The organism is Agrobacterium sp. NPDC058088 (assembly GCF_042885035.1).
In the GTDB taxonomy this organism is placed as follows: domain Bacteria; phylum Pseudomonadota; class Alphaproteobacteria; order Rhizobiales; family Rhizobiaceae; genus Agrobacterium.
Genome location: NZ_JBHVSU010000003.1, coordinates 280968 through 293787, shown reverse-complemented (window position 1 = coordinate 293787; position 12820 = coordinate 280968). Strand labels below are relative to the sequence as shown.

The 12820-nt window shown below is 58.3% G+C and carries 9 protein-coding genes; 5 read left to right on the top strand and 4 right to left on the bottom strand.

Annotated features, from left to right (window positions below; all coding sequences use genetic code 11):
• Positions 1 to 107: 107 nt before the first annotated feature.
• The 4 genes from ACFVTJ_RS11365 to ACFVTJ_RS11350 form a co-directional block, all read right to left on the bottom strand.
• The gene (locus tag ACFVTJ_RS11365) at positions 108 to 1334 is read right to left on the bottom strand and encodes a glycosyltransferase family 4 protein (RefSeq protein WP_386907368.1); all 1227 of its coding nucleotides are present in this window, start codon (positions 1332 to 1334) and stop codon (positions 108 to 110) included.
• 8 nt (positions 1335 to 1342) lie between these two features.
• Positions 1343 to 2668 (bottom strand): polysaccharide pyruvyl transferase family protein, encoded by a 1326-nt coding sequence (locus ACFVTJ_RS11360; RefSeq protein ID WP_386907366.1) that lies wholly within the window; start codon positions 2666 to 2668, stop codon positions 1343 to 1345.
• The gene (locus ACFVTJ_RS11355; protein WP_386907364.1) at positions 2656 to 4140 is read right to left on the bottom strand and encodes a lipopolysaccharide biosynthesis protein; all 1485 of its coding nucleotides are present in this window, start codon (positions 4138 to 4140) and stop codon (positions 2656 to 2658) included. Before ACFVTJ_RS11355 ends, ACFVTJ_RS11360 begins: the two co-directional genes overlap by 13 nt.
• Positions 4141 to 4301: 161 nt before the next feature.
• Entirely contained in the window at positions 4302 to 5537 is a 1236-nt protein-coding gene (locus ACFVTJ_RS11350) for a glycosyltransferase family 4 protein (protein ID WP_386907362.1), read from the bottom strand.
• Between the two features lie 491 nt (positions 5538 to 6028).
• On the opposite strand from ACFVTJ_RS11350, the gene ACFVTJ_RS11345 reads away from it, so the two are divergent.
• The 5 genes from ACFVTJ_RS11345 to ACFVTJ_RS11325 all read left to right on the top strand — a co-directional run bounded on the left by ACFVTJ_RS11345 (position 6029) and on the right by ACFVTJ_RS11325 (position 12773).
• Positions 6029 to 7357, top strand: coding sequence for a hypothetical protein (locus ACFVTJ_RS11345; RefSeq protein WP_386907360.1), 1329 nt, complete (start codon positions 6029 to 6031; stop codon positions 7355 to 7357).
• 144 nt (positions 7358 to 7501) lie between these two features.
• Positions 7502 to 8614 (top strand): acyltransferase family protein, encoded by a 1113-nt coding sequence (locus tag ACFVTJ_RS11340; RefSeq protein WP_386907359.1) that lies wholly within the window; start codon positions 7502 to 7504, stop codon positions 8612 to 8614.
• A gap of 181 nt (positions 8615 to 8795) precedes the next feature.
• Positions 8796 to 9722, top strand: a complete 927-nt coding sequence (locus ACFVTJ_RS11335) for a hypothetical protein (RefSeq protein WP_386907357.1) — start codon at positions 8796 to 8798, stop codon at positions 9720 to 9722.
• A gap of 131 nt (positions 9723 to 9853) precedes the next feature.
• Complete coding sequence (locus ACFVTJ_RS11330; RefSeq protein WP_386907355.1) at positions 9854 to 12103, top strand: polysaccharide biosynthesis tyrosine autokinase; 2250 nt, start codon at positions 9854 to 9856, stop codon at positions 12101 to 12103.
• On the top strand, positions 12096 to 12773 hold the full coding sequence (locus tag ACFVTJ_RS11325; protein ID WP_386907353.1) for a hypothetical protein: 678 nt from the start codon (positions 12096 to 12098) through the stop codon (positions 12771 to 12773). The genes ACFVTJ_RS11330 and ACFVTJ_RS11325 overlap by 8 nt, the downstream gene beginning before the upstream one ends.
• The last annotated feature ends 47 nt before the right edge of the window (positions 12774 to 12820 follow it).

Genomic DNA, 12820 nt, shown 5'->3' with positions numbered 1-12820 from the left:
CAAGTGACGATCCGGCCCCTGAATACATCGATCCACCCACCAAGAACAACCCTCCGTACGCCCGACAAGGCATCACCGATTGTCACCTCCAACCGGAAGACTCTTCGTTATCCGGGTTTCCTGCCGGTCAGAATATGATCAAGCACCGTCATCTGGCGGCGGTTCCACTCAATGGCGTCCTCAAAGGCCCTGTTTCCCAGCTCCTGCCGCTGATCCCGGCTGGAGGCCAGTTGCAGGATGGCGTCGGCGAAAGCCTGATGATCGTTATCGCCGACAATGACCACGCCGCGCCGGCATCGGTCCGAAAGCCCCCTAGCACCTGTTCGGGTGCTGATCGTGGGAACGCCCGCAGCCAGAGCGTCGAGCAATTTTATGTTGATGCCCGTTCCAAGCGTGATGGGATTGATCGAGAGCGGCGCTCGGGTGAATGCCTCCCTCAGATTATCGACACGGCCGAGCTTGAGAATGCCCTCGCCATCGTCGATCTTGCCACATATTCCGCCTGCGAGGACCAGACGAATATCCGGTCGGGCCGCTCTTACCAACGGCATGACGTTCTGAAGGAAAGCTTTCAGGGAAATGATGTTGGCATCATTGCCGGAGCCCAGAAACAGAAAATCGCTCGCGGTGAAATCCTCCACCCTTCCGCCAAGATCGAGAATATGGCTGACGGTTGCGACAACCGGCGGTTCCGCCCCCAGCCGACGCCGGAACGCCTGTTCCTCTTCTTCCTGAATGGCGACAACCACGTCCGCACGGCGAAGAGCCCTGCGCTCGACAGCCGGCGGCACCGAGAACCAGTATCCATATTTGTTCGCGGTGTTGATGAAGGCCTTATGCCGGTTGGCGAAAGAATCATGCGTATCGAGAATACGCAGCACATCATCGGGCAAGCCCAGAAATGCCCTCGAATGGAAAGCATATTCGACGATGACGGCATCGATGCCAAGCCGGTGCTGGATATCCCGAACCTGCCGGCCGATTTCCGGGTAATAGAACTCATCGAGGTGGTTATAAAAACCACGATCGCGGCCGAGAAGGCGATGGACCTTTCGCACGGCCCGAAACACCGTCAAGCCGATGTCGAAACCGACATCGCCGGCAAGCCTGTTCTTGCACCCGCCTGCCTGCCGGGAAACAAGGTGCAAATGACCCGCCCCGAATTCCGCCTCATGCCCCGCCCGATCGAAATCGGCGGCGATCGTGCCATCGACATGGACAAAATGCACCTCGTGACCGAGGCTGCGCACGGCACGCGTCAGCTGGAGAATCCTACTCCGCGCGCCCTCATTGGCAGGAACGACCGGAAATGCCGAGACGAAAGCGACCTTCATGGCCGAACTCAGGCCCGTGCCGAGAAGGTCTCGAACACCTGGAAATTGCTCTTCGACATCGCAAGAATATCAGGCAATTTTTTCCCGACACGCTCGCGAATCTCGTCGGACTGATCGATAAATTCTACCAGCGCCTTCTTTATCCCGTCCTGCGTGAGGAATGCGGACGGCGAAAGCAGATTGGCGGCAGACAGGCCAAAATGCCGGTACAGCCCTTCAAACTTGCCCTGATAGGCGATGCATATGGCGGGGACGCCCTTGCCGAGCGCTGCAATGGCAAGATGCATGCGCCCGCTGACGAGGCCGTCAAGCTGGCCTGCGATGCCCTTCAAAACGGGGGCCGACCATTTGCCGTCAAGATAGCGCACCCTGTCGGCCCGCGCGCCCGGAACCAGTTCGGTTATGGCTTTCAGATAGGCCTGATCGCCGACATTGTCACGGTAGTCATGTGGGATGAGCAGCCAGCACACCGGCCGTGCATCGGCGGCATATTGCAATGCATCCGCCGCATTCCTGATGATCGCCTCGGTCTGCGCACGATCCGCGTTCTTGAACAGCATGGGATGCAGGTTGAAGCCCATCACCCTGTATCCCTCGGCCTTCTTTCGCGCGATCCAGGACCGCGTGTCCTTATCGGGCTCGGATGGCTGAAGGCTGAAAGCTGAATCGGCAACAAGCGCCGCATTCGTCTTAGCGAAGGATTGCAGACGCTCGAGCGAGATGACGTCGCGCACCTTCAGCGAGCATTCCGGGTGAAGCGATCGATAGAACATGGCGAGATCGGCATGTGGCGTTTCATTGAAACTGAAGCCGAGAATGACGTTTTTGATGCCGGCAGCGGCGGCCAGATCCGCACTTGCGAGAAGTTTTGCGCTGACCAGCGGATGGTAATATCCGTCCATGACATCGGCACCGACAACGACCACGCAATCATATTGCCTTGTCTGGAACCGCTGGGCGAGGGCCTTTATGAAGTCCGGCTTGCTAAAGATATCGACGGGAACAAAGCCCCTCTGGTAGGCGGCATCGGCATGCGCCATGCCATCGACAAGGATATCGATCTCGACATCGGGATTGCTGGCACGGGCATGTTGCAGCGTCGCGGTGATCATCGCATCATCGCCCAGCGAGCCGAAAAGTGTGATGGGATCACCGGCCACGATCAAAAGCCGGCGCAGCGGGCCGCCGGCAACGATGGGCTTCATGCCGGCCTTTAATGCCTGCAAATCGTCGAAGAGTTGCCGGAACGCGATATCCCGGTTGCGCCGCTCGATATAGCTCACCACTCTTTGACGCAGCGGTGCTGGCAGCATCTTTTTTATCAGCTTGCGCATTTGCTTTCCTTTCGGGAAATAATTTTGCCCATGACGAGCGCGATGGCGGACCGGGCCTCGCTTCTTGCAGTCAGGGCTAGAAGGAGAAGATATGCCACGCCGAAAATGGACCCGAGCAGGATGCCGGATATGAAATCCCCGGCGCCCAGCAGCTTGATCTCAGGACGCATCCACTGAACGAGCAGGAAGCAGAAGCCGCTGGAGGCAAAACTCGGCAGGAGCAGCAGGAATATCCTCCACAGCCCGATGCCTAGCTCGCGTGCAACGAAGAAAAATGTGAAGGGTGTCGAGGTCAGCTGCCCGAAAGCATAAACAATGACGATCTCCCGGATGCTGTCTGTTGGCACCAGCAGGATCAGCAGGATGGTGGAAATTGCCTTGACGCTTCCAGCGATCAGCACCTTGTCGGGCTTGCCGCGCGCGGACAGGAACGGTGCATTTTGAAACTGAACGCATTGCAGCGCGCCAAGTAGCAGCAGCGGTTGCGCCACACCATCAGCACCCTGCCACCGCGCACCGAACAGCACGTTGCAAATTTCCGGCGCCAGTGCTGCGGAGAGCACGAAGATCGGTGTCGAGAAGATCGCCGACATGGTGATCGATTGCTTGTAAAGCGCCGCCATCCTTTCCCGTTCGTGCGATATGCGCGAAAGCACGGTCAGCGAAACATCGTAAAGCGCCGCCTGGAGCAATTGCATCAGAAGCTGGTAAAGTCGGCTGCCGACGGTATAGAGACCAAAAAGCGCGACCCCGTAGCGCCCGAGGATCATGAAATCGATCAGCCGGGTGGCGCCGAAATCCACGATACGAAGCCCGAGAGCAGACGTGCCGAAGCGAAGCAGCTCGACAAAGCTGCGGGGATTGAGCGTTGTACCCGGAAGCCAGTGTGGTTTTCGCCAGAGCCAGATCAGCGTGACGATGGTTGCGACATAGGTTTGAACCACCAGGCTCCAGACGCCGAGACCCATGATTGCAAAAGCAATCGCCACGCCCCCACCGACGATATTCGAGATGAAGGTTCTGATCGCCAGCGGCTTGAAGGCGAGTGCGCGGCGATAATTGACCTCCTGAAACAGCGAGGCCGTGTTCAACGGCAGCAATATGCAGATCGCCACGATGATCGGCGCCAGCCCCTCGACCTCGAACCAGCGTTCCAATTCGGACGAAAATACGCAAACGGTTACGGCCAGCAGCGTCGCAACTGTGACCGAGGCATAAAATGGCAGGTTGACGTCGCTTGGCTCCAGATTGCGCTTTTGCACGATAGCGTCGCCGAAACCGAATTCGGACACCATCTGGATCAGCATCAGCACCAGCCCGGCAGTTGCGACCATGCCGTAATCGGTAGGGCTGAGGAACCGGGCGAGGACGATAAACAAGATGGAGGTGAAAAGCTTGCCGCCCCAGTTCTGGACGATGGACCAGAAGACTCCGGTAATGGCAGCGCTGCCTATCGAATGTTGCTCCGCCATCAGCCCACCGCCTGGAAGGCCGGCAACGACAGGGCGCGGACCGTAGCGGCAGAAAAACGACCGAAATCCGGCACGGGGAAATGGACTGGGCCGATATTGCCTTTTACCATGTGCTTTCTCCTTGGAAGAAACGCTTGCAACGGACCGCGTCCGTTGCCGGTTTAGGATGCGCGTAAGGTTCGGCCTTCCCTGTTTTTCGCCAGTACGTCCTCATAAAGTTTCACGTAGTTTTCGCCGACGCGGCGCGAGGTGGATTCCTCGACGATGTTTCCGAAATCGGCCTCCGTCGGAAGCTCTTCGCGCGACAAAGTCAAAACCCGGCGGATGCGGTCCGCAAGCTCGGAAACGTTGCCCGGTTCGAACAGCCAGTCCTGGTTGGTCTCACCGATCAATTCGGGAATACCGCCCGAGGCCGCGCCGATGACCGGCACGCCCATGGCATAGGCCTCGTAAATGGTGCGCGGCGAGGGCTCGGCCCAGAAGGAAGGAACGATGAGCACATCGATCTCTTCGAAAAACTCCTTCGGCTTTGCCCAGCCGACGAACTCGATCGGCAGATCGCCGGCCTGAGCCGTGAAACGCTCGATGGAATCATCCATCGCATGGCCGGCGACAAGACAGCGCCAGTTGCCGTGACCGATTTCCTTGAAGGCATCGACCATGTTGCCGACGCCTTTTTCGGTGTTGATGCGGCCGATGTAACCGAATGTCAGCGGCCGGCCAGCCCGGTCGATCTGTCGGCGTGCCACAGGGTCGCCGTCCGGCACCGTGCAGGAATAAAAGATGACGCGGCGCAGGCTTTCCGGGATGTGATGAAAAAGCCCGTGATTGACATGCGTCTTGAGGATTTCGGTGCCCACACTTGCCACCGCGCTGATGTAACGCTGGGTGAATTTCTTGGAGAAATTCACCACCTGACAGCCGAGATGGATATGCTCGCAGGGCTTGCCAGCCTTGAACATGGCCGCATTGCCGCAGAGAAGATCATATTCGCAGATGGTATGGACGATCGGAATGCCGCGCTTTCGCGCCGCCCGCCACACCAGCGTCGTCACATCCAAAAGAGAATGGGTGTTGAGAACGTCAGGCTTGAAATCATCGAGAACGGCCTCGAACTGCTTTTCGACGTCGAAATTCCACTGCTGCTTGAGCTTCTGCATACGCCGCTGCTGCGGCGAATATTGCGGCCAGTCCTCAAGCCAGAAATCATTGTTGTGGAACATGCGGTAAACGGTAACGCCGTTGCGCACCGTTTTCGGCTCGGCCTGCCGCCCGATGCAGGCGGCGCCGACCGTGTGGCCCATGGCAACGAGTTCCTCGGCGAGATGTTCGACCGAGCGTTCGCATCCACCAACGATATGCGGCGGATAAAGGCTGCTAAGATGGAGAATTCTCATGCGGATACGCTCTATTTTCCTTCATCGAAAATGTATGGCGTCCATTCCGGCTCGTTCGTCTCCCGTAATGCCGGAGACCAGTGAGATATCTATAAAATACAAGAACCGGAGCGGATCTAATGTTTGAAAATATGAATTACCAAAATCTACTTTTCAAAAAGCACGGGAACTGGCGGCATTTCAAGTGATTTTTTTCGCGGCGCGGCAAAAGTCATGCGGTGTTGCGAAAAGAACCTGTCCCGTGTTACGGTTTATGTGCTTTTAAAAGCGGGCGAATGGAAGCCATGGGTTCCGCTTGCACCGATGATAATATTCCAGTTGATAATATTTATTTCATTTCAAAGACATGGATTTTGGAGCGGCTTCAGATGCCAGGACCATCAAGCACATTCTGATCTCGACATGCTGAGCGGCGTCATCGCCATTTGGACGGCAACGTCGACCGGGTGATGTCCGACCTGTCTTTTCTCCGCACCAGCCGGGAGACGCATATGAATGGAAAACAGCCGATCGCCCCGGGCAGCCTGACGCGGCGCAACCTGCTTGCAGCCGCCCCCCTTGCATTGTTTGCCGCCTCGGGGCTGCGGCCCGTTTTCGCACAGGCCCAGGCGGTTTCTTCCGCCACCACCGTGGCTTTTCTGGACAGTGTCGGCGTGTGCGGCCATTTCACCCGGCCCAACGGGGTCTATACGGAACAATTCGACCGGATCATGCCGGAGTTCGAAGCACTCGGCGTGCAACATCTGCGGGATGACGGCCTCATCACGCCGAAAGACAGCCGCGACAGCCCCGTCTTCCGGAGATTGCGCCGGATCGTGGCATCGGACATTCGCCTCACCATCATCTGTTACGACAATCTCAACCCCTATGTCTCAACACCGCTCAACAGGCTCGCGGATTTTTACGCGTGGTGTGACGGGGGGGTCGATATTTTCGAGGGCAGCAACGAACCGAACATGACGAAGGATCCGCAAAATGCCCCGCGCATTTCGGCAGACCATCAGGCGGCCCTCTACAATGCCATTCGTTCAAACCCGCAACTGAGCGCGTTGCCCGTTGCGGCCCCAAGCTATGTCCTGACGCACAGGGCACTGGCATTGGACCTCAAGGATGTCTGCGACTATGGCAATATTCACCCCTATGCCGGAATGGAGCATCCCGAAACCAACGGGCCGGGTGCGCTCTCGAAATCCGTCGCCGCCTCGGCGCATATAGCCGCCTGCAGGCCTGTGCTCGCCACGGAGATGGGCTACCACACCTCGCTGCAGACGAAGACCTTCCATTTTCCCGTTACCGAAGGCATCAAGGCGCGGTACATGCCGCGCATGCTGCTCTTTAGTTTCATCAGCGGCATTCGCCGGTCTTATATCTATGAACTGGTTTCAAGCTTCGCCGCCGACGCGACGAACCCGGAATCCTCCTTCGGCCTCCTCCGTCATGATCTGAGCCGTACACCCGCTTATGAGGCCGTTAGGGGCCTCCTCTCGCTTTGCAAGGCAAGCCGCCAAACCGGTTCTGCGGAACGACAGGTCGCTTTTCTTGATGCAGACGCCCAAAGGATGTCCATACCCTTAAAGAGGCAGGATGGCGCTTTGCTCGTTCCGGTCTGGCTTGCCGTTTCAGGCTGGCAATGGCCCGCCCGGATCGAAAACCCGCCTGCCGAACGGGTTGCGGCATTTTCCGTGACCGGCCAGCATAGTCACGTCGTTGCACACCGCTTCCTTGATGACGGTTCGGTGAGCCAGCAGACAATCGCCCCGGAAGGCGGAAAATATCAGCTTTCGGTGAGCGACCAGCTCACCGTTCTGGAAGTTTTCTGAAGGGTGCGGAGGAAATGCCGCATCGCAAAATTATGTGTATCGCCTCGGCCTGCTGCATGTTAGCTTGGCTGCATAAATAGACTTCAGCTCTGCGAAAGCGGAGGCCATATATTACCAAATATATCTTTATTTTATAGATTGAAGATGATGAAAACTTTTAAAAAAGCGCCCGCAACGGGGGCGCGACGTCTCGATGTTCTTCAGGTAATGCGCGCGGTGGCGGCAGTCATGATTGTCGCGCTGCACGCCGATGTAAACTGGCAATTTACGCTTTTCCCGCTCCGCGCCTTACGGCTGGGTGGCGGTGTCGACCTGTTTTTCGTCATTTCCGGCTTCGTCATCGTTTATGCCTCACGGCCTTATTTTGCCGCTCCCGGCGGCCGCTCCGCGTTTCTGCTGCGCCGCTTTCTGCGCATCGTTCCGCTTTACTGGTTTGTGCTGACCGTGCGGCTTGCCATGGCCGCCGTCGCCACCATTATCGGCGCGAAGGCCTTTCCGCCGCTCCAGTCTATCGTGACCTCCTATCTTTTCATTCCTTATGACAGCATGGGTTACGGCGACGCCTATCCGTTTCCGCTGATCGATCTGGGCTGGACCCTGAATTACGAGATGTTCTTTTACCTCGTTTTCGCCATATTCATATTCCTGCCGCTGGAGCGCGCCGTCTTCACGACGGCCGGTGTGCTTCTGGTCGCCGTGTTGATCGGCTCCAGCATCGATCTCGCCCTGCCCTTCAGCTTCTGGTTTCAGCCTATCATTCTCGAATTCGTCGCGGGAATGCTGATCGCCACGCTTTTCCTTCGGGGCGTGCGCCTGCCGCCCTTGCTCGGCCTTGCCACCGCCCTATGCGGCCTTGCGATCTGGATGCTGACGGATTTGAGCAGCATCGGCTTCCAGTGCAATCCGGGATGTTATTCCTATTCGCGGCTGCTCGTCTTCGGCGGCGGCGCCATCCTGCTGATGGCGGCAGCGACCCTCACTCGAAACATCTCTCTACCCCGCTTCGCCCAGCCGCTGGCGAAGCTCGGCGATTCCTCCTACGCGCTTTATCTGTTGCACCCGTTCATTTTCCGGGGTTTCAAGACCGTGCTCAGCGGCGTCACTTTCCCGCCGGAATGGAGCAACCTCGTCTATCTCGTCATTGTCGTCAGTACGGTCGCCATCGCCCACGCATTCCACGTCTTTGTCGAAACACCGGCCAATCTCTGGCTTCGTGACAGGCTGATAACATCGCCACGGAAAGTCGCCGTGACCTGAAGCATGTGGGACACGCACGGGGCAGGGCCGTTAACGATAGCTGAGGGTTTCCGCCGCGGCCTTATTTTAGCGCTTGATCCTTTGCGTGCGCTGTGCGATTTAAAAAGAAATTTTAGATGTTGGATAACCATATCCAGCATTCATGTATTTAAAGTCGTATTTTAAAAATTTGGAGAGTTGGATGCCCCGCATTCATAACGGCTCGATGCTCGTTGGTGCGATGTTCGTCGCCAGCATTGGTGTTTTTTCCTCAGTCGCCAACGCACAGACCGTGGAAGCCCTTCCGCCCGCCGCCCCGCAGCAGACACAAGCGGTAGATAGCACTGCCACAACAGGCGCACTCGTCAAAGCTGCGGATGAATCGACCGCTGCATTTCTGACCCGCGTCAACGCTACCAATCCCGACAGCGTTTCCATCACCGCTGCGGAACTGTTCAAGCAGTCTCCGACGCAGGCAATCGTCAAGGATCTCGTCACCATCGCGTCCAGCACGGATGCGGCCGCGGCAGAGGTCACCGGAAAAGTGACGAGTGGTTTCCCGATCATTGCCGTTTCCACCAGCGCGGTGCAGTTTTCCGAACAGCTTTCTGCCCTGATCCTCAGCGATTCCGGCCAATTGCCCACCGTCGTCGCGCTGGCCCAGAAGGTCGGCAACAAGGACTTCTCCGAAGTTGTCGGCGAAGGCCTGGCGCTCGCCCACGCCACCGCGATGCGCAACGGCAACACGATCCTTGCAGCCGCCATTCAGCTGCAGACAAAGGGCCCGGGCGTACCCTCCGATCTGCTGATCGCCTTTAGCGAGAATATCCAGGGAACGGCCGCCGGCCCGGCGGCGGCTGCAGCAGCGCCTGCGGCGGCATCGCCAATCGGCGGCGCCGGTTCGTCACCGGCAAGCGCCGACAGTATTGGCGGCTCGGGAACCGCAGGCACCGATGGCGGCACCGCCCAGGCGGGCGGCGGTAGCGCACCCGTCGGCGGTGGTGGCAGCGTTGGCGGAACGACCGGCGGTGGCGGCACGTCCACATCCACAACGACCAATAATTTCATTATTAATAACTTCTTTTCGACCGGCAGCACCACCACGCCGATCAGCACAAGTCCCGTTTGAGTGTGGCTTCGTTGCCTTTCCAAAAAGGAGAGGCCGCCACCCGTTCTGTGATGCAACCGTGACTTGGTGGGCCCTGCGGCCGCCGAAATGAGCGAGGCTGACAGTTGTTGCAAAGGCACGATCCTCTCACAATGTCCGATTACGAAAAAAGCGGACTGACGGCCGAATTTATCGACATTGATGTCGTGCTCGCTGTTATCCGCCGGCAATGGCGCGTCGTGCTTGCCGCCATCGCGGTTGCCGGGGCAATCGGCCTTGCCTTTGCCGCTACGGCCGTTCCGATCTATTCGGCAACGGCAACCCTGTTGATCGACCGCAACAACAGCCAGATTGTCGAACAGCTTTCGACGATCGGCGGCGTGGTGGAAGATGAGGCTTCCATTCTCAGCCAGGTCGAGGTGCTTCAGTCGGAAACAATCGGGCTTGCCGTTGTCGACAGTCTCAAGCTCACGGAAAATCAGGAGTTCAGGGCAACGCGCGCGTCGCTACTGAGCTCTATTTTCAGCACGATCCGCTCGCTCGTCAACGTATCGCAATGGTTTTCGCCGACGAAAAAAGAGGCCGTGATCGATGACGGAACGCTGAAGCGGTCTCTATCGGATCGCCTGCTCAACGACCTCAGCGTCAAGCGCCTCGGTCGCACCTACGCGCTGGAACTGACCTATAACTCGACATCGCCGGTTCTTGCCGCCCAGATCGTCAACGCCGTGGCTTCGGCCTATCTGCTGGATAAGCTGAACTCCAAATATGAAGCGACGCGGCGCGCCAGCGACTGGCTTTCCGACCGTATTGCCGAATTGCGCCAGCGCGCGCTCGACACCGATCTTGCCGTGCAGAAATTCCGGGCCGAGCACAATCTGATTTCGACCGGCAACAACGGCCTGCTTTCCGATCAGCAGCTGGCCGAATCCAACAGCGCCCTCATTCTGGCGCAGTCGGAAACGGCAAGGGCGCGGGCCCGCGTGCAGCGCATCGAGCACATTCTCGCCACCGATGATGTCGATGCTGTCGTCACCGATATTCTCGACAGCTCCGTCGCAAACGACCTGCGCAAGAAATATCTCGAATCCTCGAAGATCGAGGCGGAGATCACCAGACGGCTCGGCAGCAACCATATCCAGGCGGTGCGGCTACGCAACGAAATGCAGGAATATCGGCGTTTGATGTTCCAGGAAATCAGCCGCATCGCGCAGAGTTACAAAAGCGATCTCGAGGTCTCTGAAGCGAGGGAAAAATCGCTTGCCGAGAGCGTCGCCAAGGCGACCGATATCAGCAACTCGGCCGGTGAGACGCAGGTTCAGCTGCGCGAATTGCAGCGCGAAGCCGAAACCTACAAGAACATGTATCAGACCTTCCTGCAGCGTTATCAGGAGGCGATGCAGCAGCAATCCTTCCCCGTGACGGAAGCGCGCGTGATTTCCAAGGCGATGCCGTCTTACATTCCAAGCAAGCCGAACAAGCCCATCATCTTGGCCCTGTTCATGATCATGGGCGCGGCAGCCGGCGGCGGTATCGCCATGTTCCGCGAGTTCCGCGACCGCTTTTTCCGCACCGGCGACCAGGTTCGCGATGTGCTGGGGCTGGAGTTCCTCGGCAACACCCCCCTCATCCCGAACCAGCTCACGACGGAAGTTCCGGAAAACGGCCATCCCGGCCTGACACGTCCCACAAGTGTCGCCCGGTATGCGGTCGACCATCCGCTTTCCTCCTTTGCTGAAACCCTGCGCAGCACGCGGCTGGCCATTGATCTCGGCATTCCCGCCAAGAGCGGCGCGCGGATTGTCGGCGTTGTCTCGTCCTTGCCGAGCGAGGGAAAATCGACGATCTCGATCAATCTCGCCCAGCTATTGGCCGGACAGGGTGCGCGGGTTCTGTTGCTGGATGCGGATATCCGCAACCCCGGCGCCACGCGCGCCATGGCGCGTCACGCCAGCGAAGGCCTGCTTGAAGTCTTGCTGGAAAGCCGCAACCTGCAGGACGTACTGCTTCGCGACGAAAAAACCCGGCTTGCCTTCCTGCCCACCGTGGTCAAGCAGCGCGTTCCCCATTCCTCCGAACTCCTGACTTCGGCGCAGATGCACAAGCTGCTGGCCGAAGCCAGCAGTACTTTCGACTACATCATCGTCGATCTGCCGCCGCTCGGGCCGGTGGTGGATGCCCGTGCGATGGCGGGGCGCATCGACGGTTTCATCTTCGTCACGGAATGGGGCAAAACCGCGCGCAGGGCGGTGCGCAACACTGTGGAGAACGAAGTCCACATCCGCAAGAAGTGTCTCGGTGTCATCCTCAACAAGGTCGATACTGAAAAGCTGAAGCTCTACCGCGCCTATGGCTCCAGCGAATATTATCATTCGCGCTACACGCGATATTACCATGACTAGGCGTGACGGCGTGATGCGCCTGCGGAAAATCCTCGCGGTCGTGCCAGTCCTCGTCATTTCCGTTTTTGTGCTGTCCGTCGCGGCGGAGGCATTTTCGCAAAGCCGGCGCTTTTCCGACATTGTCGCGATGGCGAAGATCGCCGACGACAATAACGGCCTGGCGCCGGCTCTCCTTGCCGCAACGGTCCCTGAATTGCGCCCCGTCGTCACTGAAAAAATCTGCCGGTCGGATATCGTCAAGGCCGGGCTACGGCTTGTCCTTGCCGATCTCGATGCGAATGGTGCCGACCCAGCATCCGAGTCCAGTCTGGCGCGGCTCGATTTTGCCGAAACCTTTATTCGCCATTCGCTCTTTTGCCTGCCCGCAGATGGCGATGCCTGGCTGCGTCTAGCCATGGTTCGCTCCCTTCGAAACGCCTCGCCCCTGGAAATCGCCGTGCTGATGAATTTTTCGCAGCTCTACGGACCCGCCGATGCCAATCTCATCCGCGGACGTTTCGTGATGTGGCAGAAATTTCAGAGGGATGCATTGCCCCAGGCCATAACGGCCCGCGATGCGGACACGACCGTCGTCTGCGGTAAGAACGGGGAGATCCTCCGCTGGACCCTGGCCGCTGTCTGTCCGAAGCCGTTGCCGGTCAGCACGAAACACCCGACGACGCTGCCATGATCCAGAACGGCGAAAGCCCTGCTCCTCATTGAGGTTTAACCACCACC

Bases quoted from the DNA above. Each gene is read 5' to 3' on its own strand.
- ACFVTJ_RS11365 (WP_386907368.1), bottom strand. From the start codon at position 1,334: ATGAAGGTCGCTTTCGTCTCGGCATTTCCGGTCGTTCCTGCCAATGAG.
- ACFVTJ_RS11360 (WP_386907366.1), bottom strand. From the start codon at position 2,668: ATGCGCAAGCTGATAAAAAAGATGCTGCCAGCACCGCTGCGTCAAAGA.
- ACFVTJ_RS11355 (WP_386907364.1), bottom strand. From the start codon at position 4,140: ATGGCGGAGCAACATTCGATAGGCAGCGCTGCCATTACCGGAGTCTTC.
- ACFVTJ_RS11350 (WP_386907362.1), bottom strand. From the start codon at position 5,537: ATGAGAATTCTCCATCTTAGCAGCCTTTATCCGCCGCATATCGTTGGT.
- ACFVTJ_RS11345 (WP_386907360.1), top strand. From the start codon at position 6,029: ATGAATGGAAAACAGCCGATCGCCCCGGGCAGCCTGACGCGGCGCAAC.
- ACFVTJ_RS11340 (WP_386907359.1), top strand. From the start codon at position 7,502: ATGATGAAAACTTTTAAAAAAGCGCCCGCAACGGGGGCGCGACGTCTC.
- ACFVTJ_RS11335 (WP_386907357.1), top strand. From the start codon at position 8,796: ATGCCCCGCATTCATAACGGCTCGATGCTCGTTGGTGCGATGTTCGTC.
- ACFVTJ_RS11330 (WP_386907355.1), top strand. From the start codon at position 9,854: ATGTCCGATTACGAAAAAAGCGGACTGACGGCCGAATTTATCGACATT.
- ACFVTJ_RS11325 (WP_386907353.1), top strand. From the start codon at position 12,096: ATGACTAGGCGTGACGGCGTGATGCGCCTGCGGAAAATCCTCGCGGTC.